The sequence below is a fragment of the Trinickia soli genome, from assembly GCF_002879855.1.
In the GTDB taxonomy this organism is placed as follows: domain Bacteria; phylum Pseudomonadota; class Gammaproteobacteria; order Burkholderiales; family Burkholderiaceae; genus Trinickia; species Trinickia soli.
In genome coordinates this window covers 37,280-57,288 of the sequence record NZ_PNYB01000028.1, presented here as the reverse complement: position 1 = coordinate 57,288, position 20,009 = coordinate 37,280, and the positions used below count along the sequence as shown (strand labels likewise).

The 20,009-nt window shown below is 63.0% G+C and carries 17 protein-coding genes and 1 pseudogene; 8 read left to right on the top strand and 10 right to left on the bottom strand.

Annotated features, from left to right (window positions below; translation table 11 throughout):
- The first annotated feature begins 10 nt into the window (after window positions 1-10).
- The 4 genes from C0Z19_RS24015 (at window position 11) to C0Z19_RS24000 (ending at window position 6,163) form a co-directional block, all read left to right on the top strand.
- On the top strand, window positions 11-1,885 hold the full coding sequence (locus C0Z19_RS24015) for a tetratricopeptide repeat protein (protein WP_146012130.1): 1,875 nt from the start codon (window positions 11-13) through the stop codon (window positions 1,883-1,885).
- The gene (locus C0Z19_RS24010) at window positions 1,882-2,247 is read left to right on the top strand and encodes a DUF2946 domain-containing protein (RefSeq protein ID WP_102612338.1); all 366 of its coding nucleotides are present in this window, start codon (window positions 1,882-1,884) and stop codon (window positions 2,245-2,247) included. Before C0Z19_RS24015 ends, C0Z19_RS24010 begins: the two co-directional genes overlap by 4 nt.
- Before the next feature lie 86 nt (window positions 2,248-2,333).
- Window positions 2,334-4,676 (top strand): TonB-dependent receptor, encoded by a 2,343-nt coding sequence (locus C0Z19_RS24005; protein WP_102612337.1) that lies wholly within the window; start codon window positions 2,334-2,336, stop codon window positions 4,674-4,676.
- Window positions 4,676-6,163 carry a PepSY-associated TM helix domain-containing protein gene (locus C0Z19_RS24000; RefSeq protein ID WP_102612336.1) on the top strand — a complete coding sequence of 496 codons (1,488 nt, stop codon included), beginning with the start codon at window positions 4,676-4,678 and terminating at the stop codon, window positions 6,161-6,163. Before C0Z19_RS24005 ends, C0Z19_RS24000 begins: the two co-directional genes overlap by 1 nt.
- Window positions 6,164-6,244: 81 nt before the next feature.
- Here C0Z19_RS24000 and mctP read toward each other — a convergent pair whose 3' ends face one another.
- The 4 genes from mctP to C0Z19_RS23980 all read right to left on the bottom strand — a co-directional run bounded on the left by mctP (window position 6,245) and on the right by C0Z19_RS23980 (window position 9,641).
- A complete protein-coding gene (gene mctP, locus C0Z19_RS23995; protein WP_175084089.1) occupies window positions 6,245-7,750 on the bottom strand; it encodes a monocarboxylate uptake permease MctP in 1,506 nt (501 codons plus the stop codon).
- Complete coding sequence (locus C0Z19_RS23990; RefSeq protein WP_102612335.1) at window positions 7,747-7,950, bottom strand: DUF3311 domain-containing protein; 204 nt, start codon at window positions 7,948-7,950, stop codon at window positions 7,747-7,749. The genes mctP and C0Z19_RS23990 overlap by 4 nt, the downstream gene beginning before the upstream one ends.
- Before the next feature lie 225 nt (window positions 7,951-8,175).
- Window positions 8,176-8,868, bottom strand: a complete 693-nt coding sequence (locus tag C0Z19_RS23985; RefSeq protein WP_158243058.1) for a copper chaperone — start codon at window positions 8,866-8,868, stop codon at window positions 8,176-8,178.
- 8 nt (window positions 8,869-8,876) lie between these two features.
- The gene (locus C0Z19_RS23980) at window positions 8,877-9,641 is read right to left on the bottom strand and encodes a DUF899 domain-containing protein (protein ID WP_102612358.1); all 765 of its coding nucleotides are present in this window, start codon (window positions 9,639-9,641) and stop codon (window positions 8,877-8,879) included.
- Window positions 9,642-9,795: 154 nt separating this feature from the next.
- Here C0Z19_RS23980 and C0Z19_RS23975 point away from each other — a divergent pair, with 154 nt between their 5' ends.
- Both C0Z19_RS23975 and C0Z19_RS23970 read left to right on the top strand, forming a co-directional pair.
- The gene (locus C0Z19_RS23975; protein ID WP_102612333.1) at window positions 9,796-11,016 is read left to right on the top strand and encodes a helix-turn-helix domain-containing protein; all 1,221 of its coding nucleotides are present in this window, start codon (window positions 9,796-9,798) and stop codon (window positions 11,014-11,016) included.
- Window positions 11,017-11,026: 10 nt separating this feature from the next.
- On the top strand, window positions 11,027-11,710 hold the full coding sequence (locus tag C0Z19_RS23970; RefSeq protein ID WP_102612357.1) for a Vgb family protein: 684 nt from the start codon (window positions 11,027-11,029) through the stop codon (window positions 11,708-11,710).
- Here the strand turns inward: C0Z19_RS23970 and C0Z19_RS23965 are convergent, their stop codons facing one another.
- Both C0Z19_RS23965 and C0Z19_RS23960 read right to left on the bottom strand, forming a co-directional pair.
- A complete protein-coding gene (locus tag C0Z19_RS23965) occupies window positions 11,711-13,414 on the bottom strand; it encodes a carboxylesterase/lipase family protein (RefSeq protein ID WP_102612356.1) in 1,704 nt (567 codons plus the stop codon).
- A gap of 179 nt (window positions 13,415-13,593) precedes the next feature.
- Window positions 13,594-14,007: a winged helix-turn-helix transcriptional regulator gene (locus tag C0Z19_RS23960; RefSeq protein WP_102612332.1), complete on the bottom strand. Its 414-nt coding sequence runs from the start codon at window positions 14,005-14,007 to the stop codon at window positions 13,594-13,596.
- A gap of 115 nt (window positions 14,008-14,122) precedes the next feature.
- On the opposite strand from C0Z19_RS23960, the gene C0Z19_RS23955 reads away from it, so the two are divergent.
- On the top strand, window positions 14,123-14,899 hold the full coding sequence (locus C0Z19_RS23955) for an SDR family oxidoreductase (RefSeq protein WP_102612355.1): 777 nt from the start codon (window positions 14,123-14,125) through the stop codon (window positions 14,897-14,899).
- Window positions 14,900-14,915: 16 nt separating this feature from the next.
- Here the strand turns inward: C0Z19_RS23955 and C0Z19_RS23950 are convergent, their stop codons facing one another.
- The 3 genes and pseudogenes from C0Z19_RS23950 to C0Z19_RS23940 form a co-directional block, all read right to left on the bottom strand.
- Window positions 14,916-16,229, bottom strand: a complete 1,314-nt coding sequence (locus C0Z19_RS23950; RefSeq protein WP_102612331.1) for an Nramp family divalent metal transporter — start codon at window positions 16,227-16,229, stop codon at window positions 14,916-14,918.
- Window positions 16,230-16,354: 125 nt separating this feature from the next.
- Window positions 16,355-17,350 (bottom strand): annotated as a pseudogene (locus tag C0Z19_RS23945) (pyridoxamine 5'-phosphate oxidase family protein); the annotation flags it as partial.
- A gap of 38 nt (window positions 17,351-17,388) precedes the next feature.
- The gene (locus C0Z19_RS23940) at window positions 17,389-18,030 is read right to left on the bottom strand and encodes a glutathione S-transferase family protein (protein WP_102612329.1); all 642 of its coding nucleotides are present in this window, start codon (window positions 18,028-18,030) and stop codon (window positions 17,389-17,391) included.
- A gap of 125 nt (window positions 18,031-18,155) precedes the next feature.
- Here C0Z19_RS23940 and C0Z19_RS23935 point away from each other — a divergent pair, with 125 nt between their 5' ends.
- Entirely contained in the window at window positions 18,156-19,064 is a 909-nt protein-coding gene (locus C0Z19_RS23935) for a LysR family transcriptional regulator (RefSeq protein ID WP_102612328.1), read from the top strand.
- On the opposite strand, the gene C0Z19_RS23930 is transcribed toward C0Z19_RS23935, so the two are convergent.
- Window positions 18,983-19,969, bottom strand: a complete 987-nt coding sequence (locus tag C0Z19_RS23930; RefSeq protein ID WP_483409869.1) for a helix-turn-helix domain-containing protein — start codon at window positions 19,967-19,969, stop codon at window positions 18,983-18,985. The genes C0Z19_RS23935 and C0Z19_RS23930 overlap by 82 nt on opposite strands.
- Window positions 19,970-20,009 lie beyond the last annotated feature (40 nt).

Genomic DNA, 20,009 nt, shown 5'->3' with positions numbered 1-20,009 from the left:
GCTTTCAGCGATGAGCGATTCGACATCGAAGGCTGCGGCGGTACGTGCGCAGATCGAAGCGGGGGAATTGATCGAGGCCTCGGCGGTCGTCGCCGAGTGGCTGACGCATACCCCCGGCAATCCCGAGGCCATGTACGCCCACGCTCAATTGCTGCGGCTGTGCGGCTGTTATGAGGAAGCGCAGGCGTGGCTCGATCGTGTGCTCGCCGTTGCGCCGTTTCATGGGCCGGCCTGGGTCGAGGCGGCCCGTCTGGCGGCGCTGGCGGGAGCGTCGGATCGTGCGCTCGAAGCATTCGCGCGTGCGCGCCGCGCGATGCCGGGTGAAGCCGATTGGCTTTCCGAGTGGGCCTCGCTCGCGCATTCGATGCAACGATCGGACGTGGGCGTGGCTGTCGCCACCGACTGGTGCGAGCTGACGCCCGATTCGGCGAACGCGTGGTTCATGCTCGGCCTCGTCCAACAACAGGCCGGTGCCTTTGATGCCGCCCTGCTGGCTTATCAGCGCGCGATGTCGATCGACGCCAGTCTTCCGATGTTGCGCAATAACCTCGCGGCGCTGCATTACACGCGCGGCGAATACGATGCGGCTCTGAAGCAGGCGAAGGCGGAGATTCGGGCGACGCCGAGCCATCATCTCGCCTGGACGAACGTAGCGAATGTCTACCTCCAACTGCGCGAGCCGGCCAAAGCGCTGCTCGCCGCACGCCGTGCGACCACGCTTGCGCCCGACTTCGGGCTGGGGCAACTCGCACTGAGCAACGCCGCCCGCGAAAACCAGCTTTGGGACGAAGCGTTTGACGCGATCGTGCGCGCGGCGAACGTGGCGGGCGCCGATCCGAAGATTCAGTTCTCGGTGTCGATGCTGCAGTTGATGCGCGGCGATTTCACGAACGGCTGGATCAACTTCGAGGCGCGCTGGAGCGGCTCGCCGGAATTGGACGGCCTCGCCGCGTTCTGCCCGCAGCAACGCTGGCGCGGTCAGGCGCTGACGGGCAAGACGCTGCTGGTGTGGGGTGAGCAAGGGCACGGCGACGCCATTCAATTCATTCGCTTCCTGCCGCGGCTTGTCGAGCAGGCGGGCCAAGCCGGCGGCAAAGTGGTGTGCTGCTGTTTTGCGCCGCTCTACGCATTGTTCAAGCGAAGCCTGGCGGCCTATGACGTTCAAGTGTTGCCGAGCGACGTCGCCGAACTGCCGCTGTTCGACTATCAGATCCCGCTTGCGAGTTTGCCGCTTGCGCTGGGCGTAACGTTCAAATCGTTGCCTGCGCCCGCGTCGTACTTGTCGCCCGATCCTGCGCGCGTCGCGCATTGGCACGATGAATTGCGTCAAAACGCCGCATTGAAAGTGGGCCTGGTGTGGAGCGGAAGCCTCACGCATCAGCGCAATCCGGTACGCGCGATCGACCCTGAGCGCTATGCTCGCGCCTTCTCCGACATCGCGGGCGTCGAATGGTATAGCCTGCAGATCGGCGCCGCGCAGGACGTCGCGCGAATGGCCACAGCCGGATTGCATGTCATCGATCGAACGAGCGAGTTGAACGACTTCGACGCAACGGCTGCGCTGATTGCGAACCTGGACCTCGTGGTGACTGTTTGCACGTCGGTGGCGCATCTCGCAGCGGCGTTGGGGCGGCCAACGTGGTTACTGCTCGACGTGAATCCGCACTGGGTCTGGATGACCGGGCGCGACGACAGCCCGTGGTATCCGACGATCAAGCTGTATCGCCAGCGTGCCTTCCGCGATTGGACCGCGCCGCTCGAAGCGCTGAGCGCCGACCTCGCACGAGCCGCCGCACGAGCCGTCCCAGACGACGAAAGCGGGCTGGCCATACCCCTTGCTCCGATGCTAGACTCCGCGACGCCCGAGGCATCTCCGACGATATGAACCTTCGACGACACGCTCGCACGACCGCATGGCTTGGCCTCATGGCCATGTGGCTTGTCGTTTGCGTGCCGCTCATCAGTCAGCTCGTCATCGCCGCGCGCGCCGATGCGCCCATCGCGCCGCTCTGTTCGGCTGTTGCGCCCGCCGATGCCGCGCATCACGGCGGATCGACGGATCCCTTATCGGCATGCGGCTATTGCGATTTGCTCGCCACGCATGCTGCGATGCCATCGGTGCCGCCGGCTGTCGCGCAGCCGTTGACGTTGACGATCGTCATGATCGTGCCCGTGCTATCGGTGCGCTTCACGCCGCTTGGCGCATTTCCATCCGGTCGCCCCAGAGCGCCACCGTTCGTTTCCTGACCGCTACCCCGTTCGACCGCTTGTACTGACTGTGCGCCCATCGTTGGCGCACGCGGTCGCTCGTCCCACGCTTTCAGGAAATATCGATGCTGCCGTCCGCACTACATCGCGGGCCTGCTTGCCGTCGCAAGCGGGCGCGTCATGTCACGTTCATTCTTCTACCCGTCTCGCTGTTCTCGCGCGTCGCACACGCTGAAGACACCGCCGCCCCGTTGACATTGCCGGCCGTCGTCGTCACGGCGAGCGCCGATGCGGGGCGATCATCATCGACCCGGATCGTCGATCCGAATCTACCGGCGACGGTCGAGTCCGTCACGCGCAGACAATTTTCGAACTGGAATGCCGTCAATGCCGAAGACGCGCTGAAGTACACGCCGAATCTCGCTGTGCGCAAACGCTTCATCGGCGATCTCAATTCAATCATCGCCGTGCGCGGTACCAGCAACACACAAAGCGCACGCGGACTCGTCTACGCCGACGGCTTGCTGCTGAGCAACCTGCTCGGCAACAGCTATTCGTTTCCGCCGCGCTGGTCGATGGTCAATCCCGATTCGATCGAGCGCGTCGACGTTATTTATGGGCCGTTTTCCGCGCTTTATCCGGGCAATTCGCTTGGGGCGACGGTGCTGATCTCGACGCGCATGCCCAAGCGCTTCGAGGCCGAGGCGGATGTGAAAGGGTTCACGCAGCACTTCGACCTGTACGGCGTCAACGCGAACTTCAACGGCAGCGAGACGACGGCAACACTCGGCGACAAGATCGGCAGGTTCTCGTTCCGGCTCGGCGTCAATCATCTCGAGAACACGAGTCAGCCGCTGCAGTTCGCGACGCTCGCGAGATCGTCGACGCCCGCGAGGCCAGGCGATATCCCCGTGACGGGGGCGTACTTCTACAACAATCAAACGAATGCGCCGACCGCCGTGCTCGGCGTGAACGGCGAAGGTGTCGAACATACGATCCAGGATCAATGGACGCTGAAGACACAATACGATTTCACGCCCATAGTGCAAGGCACGTTCACGCTCGGCTATTGGCATCAGACGTATAACAGCCGCACATCGACGTTTCTAGCCGATTCGAACGGCAACCCGGTCTATAGCGGAAAAGTCGATATCGGCGGCTACGAATATGCGATCCCCGCTGCGGCGTTGGCGCCAAGCCTCGGCGTCAACGAAAACTGGCTCTATGGCGTGTCGGTGCGCACGCACCAGGTTCAGGGGTGGAATGCCGAAGCGACCGCTTCTTACTATGACGTCACGCGCAGCGAGGCCCGCACGGCCAATGCGGGCGGCCCCGGCAACGGCCCCGGGGTCGTCACGTTCGGCGACGGCGCCGGTTGGAAGACACTCGATCTGAAGGCGACGTGGACGCCCGCTTCGCGCAACGCGGGATGGCGCGGCCATGGGTTGACCTTCGGCTACCACTACGACAATTACTACGCGGCGACGCAGACCTATAACACGGCGAATTGGCAAAGCGGTGCGGCCGCCTCGCTCGCGAATGCGTTCGGCGGAAAAACGCAAACGCAGGCGCTTTACGTGCAGGACGCCTGGCGCTTTCTGCCGCGATGGAAATTCGTCTATGGCGCGCGTTACGAAAATTGGAATGCTTACGGTGGGCGCCAGGCAATCGGTGCGACTTCGCTGCCATACCCGCAGGCGGATCTGCATCACGTATCGCCGAAAGCATCGCTGTCGTTCGATGTCACCGATGACATCACACTGCGCGCATCGATCGGGCGCGCGTACCGCTTCCCGACTGTCAGCGAATTGTTCCAAGGGCAGATCAACGGCTCGTCCATCGTCAACAACAATCCCTATCTCACCGCCGAAGACGATCTGTCGAAGGAGTTCACGGCCGAATGGGCGCATTGGAATGGCGTATGGCGCGTTTCGCTGTTCCAGGACGACGTCAAGAACACGATCTTCAGTCAGACCGATACCACCGTGATACCGAACGTCACGAGTTTTCAGAACATCGGCAAAGTGCGTTCACGTGGAGTGGAGGTCAGCTACGCGGGCGAGGATGTCGGCATACGCGGGCTCGATCTGCTCGCGAGCCTCGCTTACACCCAGTCGAAGATTCTTGCCAATGCGCAGAACCCGGCATCGATCGGCAAGTACTTCTATCGCATTCCGCTATGGCGGGCCGATCTCGCTGCGACCTATCGCATCGACGCACGGATGGCGCTTACGCTTGCGGCGCGCTATTCGGGGCGGCAATACAACACGCTCGCCAATGTCGACGCGAACCCCGATGTCTTCGGGGGCACGAGCACGTACACGGTCGCGGATGCCCGCTTCACGTTCAAGCCGGCGAAGCATGCCGAAATCGGCGTAGGCGTCGACAACCTGTTCGATGCGCGCTACTTCGTCTATCACCCCTATCCAGGGCGCACCTTCTATGTCGATGCAAAACTGAGGATGTGATGATGCAGAACACCGGTTATCGAACGCTTTGGCGTTGGCATTTCTATGCGGCTCTCTTCGTGATGCCGCTGTTGATCGTGCTTGCCGTCACGGGCACGCTCTATTGCTTTCAACCGCAGATCGAGCCATTGCTTTATCCGCAGCGCCTGTTGGTCGAGCCGCAAATGAAGCCGAGGCTGTCTGAGGAATCGTTGCTGGCGAGCGCGGCTGCCGCGATGCCGGCCGGCGCCACGCCAAGCAGCGCGCGCGTGACGGACGACCCTGCGCGCAGTGCCGAATTCGTATTTCGGCTGCCAAACGGAGAACGCGAGAGCGTCTATGTGAATCCCTATACGGGTGTGGTGTTGGGTACGTTGAGCGTCGAACGCCGCTTCATGCAGATCGACCGGATGCTGCATCGAAAGCTCTTGCTCGGTAAGCCGGGCGAGCTGTTGATGGAACTGGCCGCATGCTGGACGCTCGTGATGATCGGCACCGGCATCGCGCTCTGGTGGCCGAGGGAGACGGCTCGCGTTCACGAACTGTTTTGGCCGAAACTGGCTTTACGCGGGCGCCCGTTGTGGAAGAGCATCCATGCCGTGATGGGCATCTGGCTCGCGGTCGGTGCGATAGCGTTCATCGTCACGGGCCTGCCGTGGACCGGATCCTGGGGCAAACACTTCAAGTCGTTAGCGACCACCGCGAAACTCGGTGCACCGCCCGGCGCATGGGGCGGCTTGCCGCTTCATTCGACGATGCCAGGGGTGAACGGGGGCAACGGGACGCAAGCGGGCGAGTCGGCTGAAGTGCCTGCGACGAAGCAACAGAAGCAGTCGGCGCAGCCGGTCCAATCGAGCAATGCCGATTCAATGCCCGGCATGGTGATGGACGATATGCCGTTGTCGAACGTGCCGTGGGCCGTGGGCGCGATGCCTGTGCCGAAGGCCCCGGTTCACGCGGCCGCGCAGCGTTTGCCGCTCGGGCGCATCGTGAGCCGACTGCGTTCACTCGGTTTGACGAATGGGTACGAGATCGCGTTCCCGCAAGGACGCGACGGAGTCTATACCGTCAGCTACTTCCCCGACGATCCGCAACGCGAGCGCACGCTCTACCTCGATCAGTACAGCGCAACCGTGCTGAAGGACATCCGCTATCGCGACTATGGTCCGATTGCAAAGGCTGTGTCGTATGGTACCGCCCTGCACATGGGGCGTTATTTCGGCGTGGCCAATCAAATCGTTTGCGCGGCGATTTCATTGGGGCTCGCTGCGATGGCGGTGACGGGTTTCGTGATGTGGTGGAAGCGTCGGCCCGCCGGTGCGCTCGGCGCGCCGAGCCGGGAGCGGGAAGGACCCCCGATGCGGGCGTGGAAGGCCGCGCTCGTCGTGCTCGGCATCGTGTTCCCGCTGATGGGGCTGACGCTTGTCGGCGTGTGGCTGATCGATCGTGCGATGTTTGACACACGCGCCATACGAAAGGCGCGCCGGCAGACAGGCGCGAACGTTTAGACGATCGGCTCGCGCGCAACTGACGAGCGGGTCGAAAAAAAACGGCCGTCGTTGCGACGGCCGTTGTTGGAGCGATAGCGCTTATTGCGCCGCGACTTTCACGTTCGCGGCCTGATTCTTCACTGTCACGGCCGATACGACGACCGTGACGACAACATTGACGACCAACGCGATCAAACCGATATACGTCGGGTACGTAGCACCGGCGAAATGCAGCGCATAGACAGGCTTGAGCCCTTGCATCGCTGCGAGCACTGTACCCAGTGAAATCCCCGCAAACCAGCCGAGGAACAGGCCCGGCGTGCTCAAGCGTCGCGTGTAGAGCGAGAAAACCACAGCCGGGAAAATCTGCAGAATCCAGACGCCGCCGAGCAGTTGCATATCGATCGCGTATTGAGTCGGCAGCGCGATGATGAAGACGAGCGCACCGAACTTGACGACCAGCGAGACGAGCTTCGCATTCGACGCTTCCTTCTCAGGCGTAGCGTTCGGTGCGATCAGCGGCTTGTAGAGATTGCGCGTGAACAGATTGGCAGCACCGATCGACATGATCGCCGCCGGCACCAACGCACTGATTGCAATCGCTGCGGCCGCGAAGCCGACGAACCACGACGGGAACAGCGTGAGGAACAACGCGGGCACGACATCGGATGGCGACTTCACGTGCACGCCCGCGGCGATCGCCATGTAGCCGAGCAATGCGATCAGCCCGAGCAGAATGGTGTAGGCCGGTAGGAAGATCGCATTCTTCTTGACGGTGGCAGCCGATCTCGACGAGAGCACGCCCGTCATCGTGTGCGGATACATGAATGCGGCGAGCGCGGAGCCGAGCGCAAGCGTCGCATAAGCCGTGAACTGCGACGGCTTCAGCAAAATGCCCGTGGCGCCGCCCTTGGCTGCGAAGTGCTTGTCGGCGATATCGAACAGCGCGCCGTAGCCGCCGAGCTTCGTCGGAATCCAGCACACCGCGACGATCACGACGATGTAAATCATGATGTCCTTGACGAACGCGATCATCGCCGGTGCCCGCAAGCCGCTCGCATACGTATAGAGAGCGAGAATCACGAACGCGATGATGAGCGGCAATTCGCCGGTGATGCCCAGGCTCTTGATGACCACTTGCATGCCGACGAGCTGCAGCGCGATATAGGGCATCGTGGCGACGATGCCGGTCAACGCGATGGCGGCAGGGAACCATTTGCCGCCGAACACGCCTTGCACATAATCGGCCGCGGTGATGTGATTGCCGCGATGGCATGCCTGCCATAGTTTCGGCATCACGGCGAACACGAACGGATAGACGATGATCGTGTAGGGCAGTGCGAAGAAACCATATGCGCCGACTGAATAGACGAGCGCGGGGACGGCAATGACCGTATATGCCGTATAGAAATCGCCGCCCACGAGGAACCACGAAATGACGGTGCCGAATTGGCGGCCGCCGAGTCCCCACTCATGCAATTGCGTAAGGTCGCCGCGTTTCCAGCGCGCCGCGACAAAGCCGAGCACCGTAATCAGTGCGAAGAATGCGATGAAGATCGCCAGAGCGGTCGTATTGATCGGAGCGGACTGGGTCAACGGGTTCATTTGGCGCTCCGGTAGACAACGTACATCAGCAGCGAAGTAATCGGCACCCAGAGGAATTGGTACCAATAGAAGAACGGGAAGCCGAGCAGCGAGGGGGGCGCGCCGTTATAGAACGGCAGCCACAGCAGTGCCAGATAAGGCAATAGCAAAATAAGCGGTAGCCACGCACGGCGCGGCGGGGTCGAGGTCGGGGTCTCCATGATGCTCCTTAGGGGCCGGCAATTACGCGATGGGCGTCTTTTAAACTGCGACTGCCCACTCTCTGTCTTTATTGAATATCGTGGGATGAATCGAGCCAAATGCGATGGTCGATGGCGTAAAAGGCGCGTGCATTCTCGCGCCATCGCATGCAATTGACGGGCGTAGTATTTGCGTTTCGCATATTGGCGCGCAAGCGCACAACTACTTAAGGGTGCTACGTAGAATTACGTAGTGGTATGGCGCATCGCCCGGCTAATGAGGAAAGCGCCGATGGCAATGAGTATGAACCCGATGCATTTGAAGGTGCGTCCGCCCAACGGCGCCCAATGTTCGAGCACCATCGCGACGGTGATTGCAAACATCGCATACAGGTCCATGGCGCCGAGGGCGAATAGCGCCCCCATCAGATTGGCGCAGCCATAGCCTTCGTGAAGCGCCAGTCGAAGCCCGTGCCCGAGCGCACGCCGTAGATCGAAGGCGCCCGCTGCAGTATGCCGCGGCGTCGCTCTACAGTACGCGATGCGGCGGGCCTTCCATGCGGAACATTGGACGAACCCCGCGAAGGCGATGACGATGCCGGCGCAAACGGGCATCGCACGCGCGAGCGCACTGGATCGCATGATGTTGGCCGCCAGCGCGGCGCCGACGGCAAACGCCATCGTTCCGGCTGCCGTCCATGCGAGACAATAGCCCACGCCGATCCACAACGTCGAAGATGCGGGGCGCTCATCCCCCACGAGACGGGCGCGCGTCCAATGCGCCCGTAACGCACGGTACAGTGCGGGCAGCATCATCGGCGTCATCATGAGCGCCCAGTTGCCGGTGAACGTTGCCGCGGCGTCGAGCCATGTCTGGCCGCACATCGGTAGCCACATGGCGGACATGAACCAGTCGCCGGGCATAGGCAGCGCGCCCATGGCGGGTCTCACCGGGCCGCGTACTCGTCGTGCCGCTTCCACCAGGGGCCCGTTTCGTTGCGACCGAGCGGTGCGCGATCGATCCATTGATACATGCCCCACAGCGCATCGAGCCCACGCGCATAGGTCGAATACGTGTGATAAACGACCCCGTCTTCGAGCACGAACGCACTGACCCCTGGCCGATCCCTTGAATAGGTCTTCGCATTGGTCCCGCAGGTCTGCGCAAACTGCTCGACGGTCGGCGGGACGGGGTCCATGTCCATTGCGTGTCCGCCGCGCTCATAGTTGTATTCGACTTCGCCATCGCGCTGTTGCATCTCCGTGAACGACACGTTGAAATCGAAGTTGAATTCGCTGTCGCCCGACGAGGCCCACGGAAACGACCAACCCATACGACGCTGGTACGCCTGCAGCTTGTCCAGCGACGCGCGCGAGACGGCGGTCAGCGTCACGTCGTGATTGGCCAGATGAACGTGAAACCCGTTGAACGTATCGGCGATTGCGGAGCATGACGGGCAGCCGGCCTTGTAATCAGGCCCGAACATGAAGTGATAGACGAGCAACTGCGAGCGCCCGTCGAAAAGGTCGGGCAGCGATACGGTTCCGCGCTCCGTATCGAATCGGTAGTCTTTGTCGATGCGCACCCAGGGCAGGGCCTGTCGCTGGCGCGCAAGTTCATCGCTGCGCCGCGTCAGCGCCTTTTCGGCTTCGAGCAGCGCGAGACGGGCGGCGAGCCACTCGTCGCGGGTTCCTGTTGCATGTGTCGTCATGATTGACTCCGTCGGATCGTTGGTCATTCGTCGCATCGTCGTCGTATGGCATGCAGAATCTGCGTCGACGAGGCGGCCACATGTCGTGACATGTCACGTGCTAGATTAGTGACCCGCATCCAACGGTGGGAGTGACAAGTGTGTCGGGATTCGAATGGACTCATTGATCGCCGCGGCCGCGCGCGCATTGGCGGCCGGTGATCCGCTCGCCGCGCTGAACGGCGTGTTGCTGCGCGAGGACGCGCCGGGGCTCGCGTTGCGCGGTATCGCCATGGCCCAACTCGGCGATCTCGTTCGCGCGAAGCAGTTGTTGCGCCGTGCGGCGCGCGCATTCGGGCCGAAGCAGCCGCTCGCCCGCGCTCGTTGTATCGTCGCAGAGGCCGAGGTCGCGCTCGCATCGCGCGATTTGCGCTGGCCCGAACAATCGCTGGATGAAGCGCGGGCGACGCTCGAAGTGCACGGCGATCGAATCAACGCGGCTCATGCGCGCAATCTGGCTGCGCGGCGTCTGTTGCTGCTCGGGCGACTCGACGATGCACATGAAGCGCTGGCCGATCGTCCTCCTGCTTCGTTTCCACCGGCATTGCGCGCGACGCACGAATTGATTGCTGCCGGCATTGCAGTGCGTTGTCTGGACGCTCGTGCCGCGCGCGATGCGTTCGAGCGCGCGGCACGAGCGGCGCGTGCATCGGGAATCGCTGCGTTGATGGCCGAGGTGGACGACGCGGCGCGCTCGCTCGTCGAACCGGCCGCACACCTGGTGTCGCAAGGGCAGGCCACGCCGCTGACCCTGGAGCAAGTGCAGGCGTTGTCCTCGCAGCAGCGTTTGATCGTCGATGCCTGTCGTTATGTCGTGCGTGATGCGAACAGGACCATCCCGCTGGCCACGCGTCCCGTGTTGTTTGCACTTGCACGCATTCTCGCCGACGCATGGCCGCAAGACGTCGCGAGAGAAGAGTTGATCCACAAGGCGTTCAGAACGAAATTCTCCGACGAGTCACACCGGGTGCGATTGCGCGTCGAGATCGGCCGTCTGCGAGCCCTGTTGAGCACGCTGGCCGACGTGACGGCAACGAAGCGGGGCTTCGCGTTGATGCCTGACGGCGCGCATGATGTCGTCGTTCTGGCTCGACCATTCGAGGACAAGCACGCGGCGGTCCTCGCGTTGCTCGCCGACGGTCAATTGTGGTCGAGTTCCGCGTTGGCGTTGGCGTTGGGCGCGAGCCAACGCGCAGTGCAGCGCGCGCTCGATGCGCTTGCATCGGCAGGCAGGATCGAAGCCGTAGGCGAAGGGCGGGCGCGCCGATGGATGACGTCGCCCGTCGTCGGATTCGCGACTACGTTGTTACTCCCCTCTCCGCTACCGAACGTTTAGGATGCGCGCCATGAACCCATCGAATGCAGAAATCCTTTGCGAATATGGCCCCCTGCCGGGGATCGAGGCCGTTCATGGCGTGACGTATGACGGCCGCTACGTATGGTTTGCCGCCGGCGACAGGCTATGTGCGCTCGATCCAGCAAACGGGCACGCGCAACGGACGATCGACGTTCCCGCGCGAGCGGGGACTGCTTTTGATGGGCAGCATATTTTTCAGCTTGCCGACGATCTGATTCAGAAGATCGACCTCGCGACGGGGCGCGTGCTCAGTACGATTGCCGCGCCGCCCGGCGGCGGAAATGCCGGGTTGGCGTGGGCCGAAGGCTCGCTCTGGATAGGGCGCTATTCGGAGCGCAAGATCTTCCAGGTCGATCCCGAAACGGGCCAGGTGCTGCGCGCGATCGAGTCGAATCGATTCGTAACCGGGGTGACGTGGGTCGACGGCGAACTGTGGCACGGTACTTGGGAAGGCGATCAAAGCGAAATCCGGCATGTCGACGCGCAGACAGGCGAAGTGCTCGAAGCACTTGCGATGCCGGAGGGCATGGTCGTCGCGGGGCTTGAATCGGACGGCGCGGATCGATTCTTTTGCGGCGGGGGCAAAAGCGCAAAAGTGCGAGTGGTTCGCCGCCCGGTGCGCAAGGCGGCTTCGGATCATGGTTCGGCAACGGTCGACGTGCCGGGCGAGTGATCAATGACTCGACCGCGCTTGCATGATCCGCTCGATCAACGCCTGGCGTTCGGCGCTCGAATCCCACAGGGTGACCGTTTCGGTACCGATCGCCTGCCGGGTCAGTCCATCGCGCTCTTGCCGCACGGCAGGCCAATGAGGCAGACGTCCCACGCTCGAAATGCGCCCAAGCCGGGTGAAATCCGCTTGCCGGTCATTGACGCCGTTCGGGTTGCCCGTCTTGACGAACTGCTCGATATACCCGGAAAAAATCCGTGAGACAGCGCGGTCGTCCTCGGTCCACCGATAGCGTCGATCTTCGTCGAGATTGGCGAGGGCATAAACGATTTCCGATCGATGCGGGGCGCCCGTGGCGGGAGACGGGTTCTCAGCTTCGGCCTCCTTCGCAGCCGAGGCAACGGGCCGCGGCCGTCGATGCGTGAACAGATAGAAATAGACCGGCGCGCGGCCCGTGTTCCGGTGCAGATCCATCCACCGCCACGCGCTGTGACTCGTTGTCAGATCGTTTGCCAGCACGGCTGCTGATCGGTTGATCTCGTCCTCGTCGTTGCCCGGATAGAACCGGTGCGCCTCGGAGATTTCCTTGCCGAAGACCGCGGTGAGGATGATGTTCCAGTTCTCGGCCGTGGGCGCGATCGGGCCGTAGATGGTTCGGAAATGGCTTTCCTGCGAATTGGAGCCGAGAAGTAGCGGCACGTTCGCTTGCTGGCCCGCTTCGAATACGGCGGCCGGCGTGTCGGCCAGGAACTGGCCGTCGATGTTCGGCCAGAAAGCGGGTTGAGGGTCATGGCGGGTACCCATTGCCGCCTGCACCTTCTCGGGCGGCATCGCGCGCAGCGCATCGAACGAGTCGGCCCCGAGGCGCGTGGCGAACGCCTTGGCGATCTTTTCCGCTTTCGCGCGGTGCCAGAAGGTGTTCGGCGTGAATGCTCCGCCGCTTTCTCCGATCGCGCGCGCAAAAAGACCGCGCGACGACGGCGATGCCATATGTGCGCTGACGGCCATCGCTCCGGTCGTTTCACCCCCGATCGTCACCTTCGCCGGGTTGCCGCCGAACCGCGCGATGTTGTCGCGGACCCAGCGCAGCGCCGCCTGCTGATCGAGCAAGCCATAGTTCCCCGTTGCGCCGGCCGCACTGTCGCGCGATGCGTCGGGATGCGCCATGAACCCGAACGCGCCGAGCCGAAAGTTGACCGTGACGACGATCATGCCGCGCGCTGCCAGATGCGCGCCGTCGTAACGCGGCTCCGATCCGTCGCCGAACGCAAAGCCGCCGCCATGGAAATAGACGAGCACGGGAAGCTTGCCGTCGTTGCTCGATGGAGGCGCCCAGACGTTCAGATAAAGGCAGTCTTCGTTCATGCTCATCGAGCGAAACCGGATGCCGGGCAGGGGCATTTGCATGCAGCGCGGCCCGAACGTCTTGGCATCTCGCACGCTTGTCCAAGGCGCCAACCGTTGCGGCTCGCGCCAGCGGTTGACGCCGACGGGCGGCGCTGCGTAGGGAATGCCGCGGAAGACGTTGACCTGATGGATGCCCGTCATCAGGCGATCGCCTTCGACGACGCCTTCGACGAGTTGGACCTGCGGCGACGGCATAGCCGGCAACGCCCGCGCGTTGAACGGCAATGAACAAAACAGCGCGCATGCCGATGCCGCGATCGCCGTGCGCGATGACGCCCAAACAGTGAATCGTCGAATCATGATGTGCCCCTTTTGATAGATGGACGCGGATTGCAATGCGCCCGCCGATGGCGAGCACGTCGATCTTCGTGGTTTGCTGGGGCTTCGGCGCTGATTCGGCTAAAACAAGACGTATTGACGGGTAAATGAAGCAAATCGCAGAAATGTCGCCGTGATGCGGGCGTTACGTTCGCCTCGTTTCACCGCGCCTTCGCGCGTTTGGGTAGCGATTGCCATTGCGCGTAATGCTTTTCGGCCCAGAGCCAGACACCGCAAAATGCGGCGCATAGACTTTCGCCGAGCGCGGTCAGCTCATATTCGACGCGCGGCGGCACTTCGGGATAAACCGTGCGCGTGACGAACCCGTCTTCTTCCATTTGCCGCAGCGTCTTCGTCAACATGCGCTGACTGATCCCGCCGACCAGTTCGCCAATGCGCGTAAATCGCAGAACGCCCTGTTGCGAGAGGACTTCGAGCACACACATGGTCCATTTGTCGGCGACGCGGCCGATCACTTCCATGACGACGTCGTCGATTTCCGGCGTGGACGGTTTGCCCGTGGGCGATTCGAAGACGACGGCGCGCCCGGTCGGTTTTTGTTTTTTCGCTGCCATGACCGCTTCCTGATTGATTACTTACCAATATGTTCGTACGGCACATTTCGGTGCCTACTTCCTGAATGAGAGTATTGGCGATATTCTGGTGTCGGTCAACCAACGGAGAACCATCATGCAAGTGACTGGAAACACCATTCTCATCACGGGCGGCGGCTCGGGCATCGGGCGCGCTCTGGCCGAAGCGTTTCATCGTCGCGGCAACGAGGTCATCATTGCGGGGCGGCGCGAGCATGCTTTGCGCGAAGTGGCGGAAGCGAATCCGGGCATGAAAACGGCCGTGCTCGATCTGCAAAGCCCCGAAGACATCGAACGATTCGCCGCGCGGATGGCCGAAGCATTCCCGAAGCTCAATGCCGTCCTCAATAACGCCGGCATCATGCAGATGGAAAATTGGCGCGCCGACAAGGTGGACCTTGCCACGGCGGAGGCGACGATCGCCACCAATCTGCTCGCACCGATTCGCCTGACGGCAGCGTTGCTGCCGCAATTGAAACGTCAGCCGAAATCGACGGTGCTGACTGTTTCGTCGGGTCTGGCATTCTTGACGCTCGCCCATACGCCGACTTACAGCGCGACAAAAGCTGCGATTCATGCCTTCAGCGATGCATTGCGCTATCAATTGCGCGACACGTCGGTCGATGTCATCGAGATTGCACCGCCTTATGTGGCGACCGAATTGATGGGCGAGAGCCAGGCGAACGATCCCAACGCCATGCCGCTTGCCGAATTCATCGAAGAAGTCATGAGCATCCTCGAAACGCAACCGAACGCCCGCGAAGTGCTCGTCAAACGTGTCTACCCGCTGCGATTTGCGGCAGAGCAGGGATACGAGAAGTACATGGAGCAATTCCACACGTTCAACGACCGTTTCGGAGCGGGGTCTCATTAACCGCAGAGCCGCTCGCTCACACCTGCGCCATCAGCCCGAAGCTTTGCAGCAACAGCACGACATTGACCGCGAGGATGACGATGGTCGCGGCCGTGGCGATGGCCGTCATGCGCCGGCTGTTGGCAAACCGGCCCATGATGTCGCGACGGCTCGTCACGATCACGAGCGCGATCATCGGCACCGGCAGCGCGAAGCTCAACGCCACCTGGCTGTAGAGCAGCGCATCGGTTGCCCGTACGCCGAGCGCCGCGATCACGAACGCGGGCGCCATCGTCAACAGCCGCCGCACGCCGACCGGAATATGAAAGCCGACGAAGCCTTGCATAACCATCTGGCCCGCCATCGTTCCCACGACCGAGCTCGAGATGCCCGAGGCGAGCAGCGCGACGAGAAAGACAGCGGCTGCGCCTGCGCCGAGCAGCGGCGTGAGGCTGCGATAGGCTGTTTCGATCTCGGCGATATCAGCGTGGCCGGCATGGAACGCCCCGGAGGCCATGATCACCATCGCCATATTGACGAGCCCCGCGACCGACAGCGCTGCAATCACTTCACGATTGGAAAACCGGAGCAACGTTTGGCGCGCCGCATCGTTGCGCGCGGGTGCGCGGTGCTGCGTCAGGCCCGAGTGCAAATAGATCGCATGCGGCATGACGGTGGCGCCGATGACGCCGGCTGCGAGCGACAATGCACCGGGGCCTTGCAATTGCGGCACGAGTGCGCCGTACGCGGCTTCGCTCCAGTTGACGTCGACGAGCAGCAGCTCAACCACATAAGCCAGCGCCACGGTGCCGATCAACGCGCCGATGATCAGTTCGAGCGGACGGAATCCCTGCTTCCCGGCCGCCAGGATCGCGTAGGTGACGGCGCCCGTCATCGCCATGCCGATGATCAGCGACACGTGCAGCAGCAGCGACAAGCCGATCGCGCCGCCGAGAAACTCCGCAAGGTCGGTAGCCATCGCGGCGATCTCGCTCACCCCCCACATTGCATAAACCACCGGCGCGGGAAAATGTGCGCGGCTGATCTCGGCCAGATTTCGGTTCGTGACGATCCCGAGCTTGGCTGAGAGGGCTTGGAACAGCATGGCTATGACATTCGCCGCCAACACGACCCAAAGCAGCGAGTAGCCGTACCTGGCGCCGGCCTGCAGGTTGGTGGCGAAGTTGCCCGGGTCGACGTAAGCAATTGACGCCACGACGGCGGGGCCCGCGAACAGCAGCGCAGCGCGCCACCGCGCGAACGGGCGGCCCGCGCCGTGACCGGCAAGCGCTGTGCCGAGCGCGAGCGTCGTTCGCTCGCTCATCCCCAATTGCATCTGCGCAGTCGTCATGGCGCACCTCGTTCGTCTTACACTCGGTGCTTATATTAAAACTATCGATTATTAATCGATAATTGTTTTTATAAATGAAGGCGATGGCCACCCTGCGCCTCGCGCTGCGCTGGATTGAATGACTCCGCGCCGGAAACGCGCCATTGCGGCGCATATTCGACGGCCGACCACCGGAATGGCAGCGCTGACGGGCTGCGACGCACCTGCTCCACTTTGAAACGGACGAGGCGCTGGGCGTCGCTGAATTCGTCGAGTGCAGCGCCTTCCCAGACGATTTCGGCGCGTGCGGCGATGTAGAGCACGTCGCCATTGTCGAAGTCGATGAAAAGCAGCCCGGCGCGCGAGTCTTCAACGATATTGCCCAGCGTGTTGAAGAACTGATTGCCGCGATAGTCGGGCGCGAGGAAAGTCGACTCGTCTTCGACGCGAACGAAACCCGGCAGGCCGCCGCGGTGCGAGACATCGACACCTTGCGACGGAGCGTCGTCGCGCAACGTGCTGCGCGTAGCGATGAAGTAGGTGTCGCTGCGTGCGATCAGCGCGCGATCGGCGGCGTCCAATGTCGCGGACCGATGCTGTGGTGCACGTGTCGAATCGACTTCCCGCGCAAGGATCCGCTCAGGCGTGCGGCTTTGAATGTACTTCGCGCAATTGCCGAAGCTTTGGCGAACCTGGACCATCAGAGCGCCGTCCGCGTCGTCGGTCACCACGCCGTTGACGCGATTGCGCCGCCGCGTGGGAGGCTCGATCCCGAGTCCGCCCAGCGCTGCGCCAGTGCGCCAGGCGTCGACGAGCGGATCGCCATCGAGCATCTCGCCGGCAATCCGCAGCGTGCCCGCGTCGGGCGACGAAACAAAACCGGGTTCGCCGATGCGCAACGTCGCCCACGGCTGTCCTTGCGCATCGATGCCACCAAGGACGATGAACGGCAGCTGGGCAAAGAACTGACGGTGTTGATCGGGCATATAGCGGCGAATTGAGCGCCGCCCGCCAATCTCGGCTTTCTCGCGTACGCCGGCGCGCATTTGCACGGCGATTTCGCCGGCGTGGAACGGGGCTTCGTCGAGATCCCAGCCCGGCGGCGGACTGACGGGGCGGCGTTCGGTGAGTTCAGGGCTCATGGCTCAATCGACCTCATGGCGAAGGTATCGGCGGCAGTTCACGGCGTTGCAGGCGCCGGCTCGAACGCGGGCATTGCAACAAACCCCGGCAGCGCCTCGACACGAGCGAGCCAGGCGCGGATGTTCGGATACGGTTCGAGCGAAATCCCGCCTTCGGGCGCGTGCGCGATGTAGGTGTAAGCGGCGACATCGGCGATAGTCGGCTGCGGGCCGATTGCGAACGCATGTTTGCCGAGCAGCGGTTCGATCACGTCGAACAGCTTGAGCGCCGTGCGCACGGCCGCGTCGTAGTCGAGTTCGTTGCCGAATGCTCTGACGAGGCGCGCGGCGCACGGGCCGTACGTGATTTGTCCGGCCGCGATCGACAGCCATTGCGCCACCCGCGCTGCGCCGACGGGGTCCTCAGGCAGCCACGACGAATCGCCATAGCGCTTTGCCAGGTAGACGAGAATCGCGTTCGAGTCGAATAGGACGGTCTCGCCGTCCTCGATCACAGGGACCTGTCCAAACGGGTTCATCGCCAGGAATGCCGGGGTTTTTTGCTCCCCGGCCCGCAGATTGACCTCGGCCGTTTCGAACGGCAGACCGAGCAGGCTCAAAAAGAGCTTCACACGATGCGCGTGCCCTGAAAAACGCATTCCATAAAAACGAATCGGGCGGTCGGGCTGAACGAGCGGCATGAGATTGTCCTTGCGAAGAGTAACGATGAAGTCAAGTGCTTTGACGTCAAGCGTATCGCAGCGCCATTGAACGCATAAGGTGGATAATCGCTCAATCACAATCCATTAAAAATGGACAATTGCCTATGCCTGAACTGCGCGACATCAATCTCAACCGGCTCGTCGTCTTTGCCGCTGTCGTCGAAACGGGTTCGCTCAGCGCGGCGGCCGAGCGTCTGGGCCTCGCCAAGACGATGGTCAGCACGCACATGCAGCGGCTCGAAGCCGAGGTGGGGGCGACGCTGCTCGTGCGCACGACGCGCCGTTCGAATCTGACCGAGGCGGGGCGCACGTTCTATGAGGCGAGCCGGTCCTGCTTACAGGCTGCGAGCGACGGCCTTGCGGCCATTTCCGCCACGGCGGGACCGTTGCGCGGCACCGTGCGCGTCGCATCGCCGGTCGACTACGGCGCGCTCGTCGTGGCGCCTGCGCTGGTCGCGCTGCGGCGTGCGCATCCGGAGCTGGAAGTCGAGTTGATCGGTGGCGACGGATATGCCGATCTCGTCGCGGAGCGTATCGACGTCGCGATTCGTTTAGGAAACCTGAAGGATTCGAGCTACCGATCGGCGCGGCTCGGGCAGTACATGCGCTGGCTCGTGGCGAGCCCCGATTTCCTCACCGAATGGCGCATGCCCCAATCGCCGAGCGGCCTGGCTGACGTGCCGTTCGTCGCGCTGACGACGATCGCGCACCCGTACACGCTTTCGTTGGAGAGCGCGGGCGGACAACGCCTGCGCATTCGTTGCAGGCGCGCCTTTCTGGCCAATACGGCCACCGCTTGCCGCGCGGCCACACTCGCGGGCGCGGGTTTCGCGCTGCTGACGGATTTTTCGATCGAGGAAGACATGGCGGCCGGCCGGCTCGTGCGTCTGTTTCCACGCTGGGCGGGCGAGCCGGCGGCGATTCAGGCCGTTTATCCCTCGGCGCGCCAGTCTTCGCCGAAAGTTGCCGCCGTCGTCGATGCACTGAAGTCGCACCTCAACGCGCGGCGGTAGGCCAGCGGGGAGGCGCCCACCGCCGCGCGAAAACGATGGCCGAAATGGCTGGCGTCGGCGTAGCCCGCACGTTCGGCGATCGCATCGAGCGGCAGCGTCGTCGTGCGCAGCAGGGCCCGCGCAAGGTCGGCGCGGCGCGCGGCGACCCACGCGTGCGGCGGCATGCCGAACGAGGCGCGAAACATGCGCGAAAGATGGAATTCGGAGAGGCAGGCCACGTCGGACAGATCGCCCAACGTGATTGCATCGGCCAGGTGCGCTTCGATGTAATCGCGCAGGCGTCGGCGCACGGCCGGCGCGAGGCCGCCCTTGACCGGGGCGTCCGCGCGGCGCACCGATTGGCTGCGCAGCAAAAGGCTCAGGATTTCGTGCGCCGTTTCGTTCGCCCGCAGGCGCGCGTCGGGCGCGTCCCACGGTTGCGCGGCCAGCGCGCGGCAGAGGGCGGCAATATGGGCGTCTTCGAAGTAGGTTCGATCGGCGAGCGTCAGTTCGCGCGGCTCGCGATCGAGCTCTTGGACGGCACGCCGCGTGAAATGCTCGGGCAGGAAGTACAGATGCATGAAATGCATGTGGCCGCGCACCCACCAGCGCGATTCGTGATCGCCGGGCAGCGCGCACAGTCGCGCAGGCGCGCCGTACTGGCCCGGCAACTTCTGCCGTTCGGTCCGGTAGCCGCCGTCGAGGTAGCACGAAAGCGTGTGATGGCCCGGGCGATCGTAGGCCGTTTCATCTTCGACGATATCGCGTCGCCAGATAGCGGCGGCGAGCCGGTCGCCAAGCCACGCGAAACGCTCGAGCGTGGCGTTTGCGTTGGCGAGCGTGACGCCGACCGAGTGCATGCCGAACGGCGCCGCATCGGCAAGCGAAGCGTCGGTCGGAGCGGGGGCGAAGGGGCTCGCGTTCACGGCGTGGGCAATGCGAATCGAGTCATGACCGGGTGAGTAT

Excerpts from the sequence above, each read along its gene's own strand:
- C0Z19_RS24015 (WP_146012130.1), top strand. The coding sequence starts at position 11 with ATGAGCGATTCGACATCGAAGGCTGCGGCGGTACGTGCGCAGATCGAA.
- C0Z19_RS24010 (WP_102612338.1), top strand. The coding sequence starts at position 1,882 with ATGAACCTTCGACGACACGCTCGCACGACCGCATGGCTTGGCCTCATG.
- C0Z19_RS24005 (WP_102612337.1), top strand. The coding sequence starts at position 2,334 with ATGCTGCCGTCCGCACTACATCGCGGGCCTGCTTGCCGTCGCAAGCGG.
- C0Z19_RS24000 (WP_102612336.1), top strand. The coding sequence starts at position 4,676 with ATGATGCAGAACACCGGTTATCGAACGCTTTGGCGTTGGCATTTCTAT.
- mctP (WP_175084089.1), bottom strand. The coding sequence starts at position 7,750 with ATGAACCCGTTGACCCAGTCCGCTCCGATCAATACGACCGCTCTGGCG.
- C0Z19_RS23990 (WP_102612335.1), bottom strand. The coding sequence starts at position 7,950 with ATGGAGACCCCGACCTCGACCCCGCCGCGCCGTGCGTGGCTACCGCTT.
- C0Z19_RS23985 (WP_158243058.1), bottom strand. The coding sequence starts at position 8,868 with ATGGGCGCGCTGCCTATGCCCGGCGACTGGTTCATGTCCGCCATGTGG.
- C0Z19_RS23980 (WP_102612358.1), bottom strand. The coding sequence starts at position 9,641 with ATGACGACACATGCAACAGGAACCCGCGACGAGTGGCTCGCCGCCCGT.
- C0Z19_RS23975 (WP_102612333.1), top strand. The coding sequence starts at position 9,796 with ATGGACTCATTGATCGCCGCGGCCGCGCGCGCATTGGCGGCCGGTGAT.
- C0Z19_RS23970 (WP_102612357.1), top strand. The coding sequence starts at position 11,027 with ATGAACCCATCGAATGCAGAAATCCTTTGCGAATATGGCCCCCTGCCG.
- C0Z19_RS23965 (WP_102612356.1), bottom strand. The coding sequence starts at position 13,414 with ATGATTCGACGATTCACTGTTTGGGCGTCATCGCGCACGGCGATCGCG.
- C0Z19_RS23960 (WP_102612332.1), bottom strand. The coding sequence starts at position 14,007 with ATGGCAGCGAAAAAACAAAAACCGACCGGGCGCGCCGTCGTCTTCGAA.
- C0Z19_RS23955 (WP_102612355.1), top strand. The coding sequence starts at position 14,123 with ATGCAAGTGACTGGAAACACCATTCTCATCACGGGCGGCGGCTCGGGC.
- C0Z19_RS23950 (WP_102612331.1), bottom strand. The coding sequence starts at position 16,229 with ATGACGACTGCGCAGATGCAATTGGGGATGAGCGAGCGAACGACGCTC.
- C0Z19_RS23940 (WP_102612329.1), bottom strand. The coding sequence starts at position 18,030 with ATGCCGCTCGTTCAGCCCGACCGCCCGATTCGTTTTTATGGAATGCGT.
- C0Z19_RS23935 (WP_102612328.1), top strand. The coding sequence starts at position 18,156 with ATGCCTGAACTGCGCGACATCAATCTCAACCGGCTCGTCGTCTTTGCC.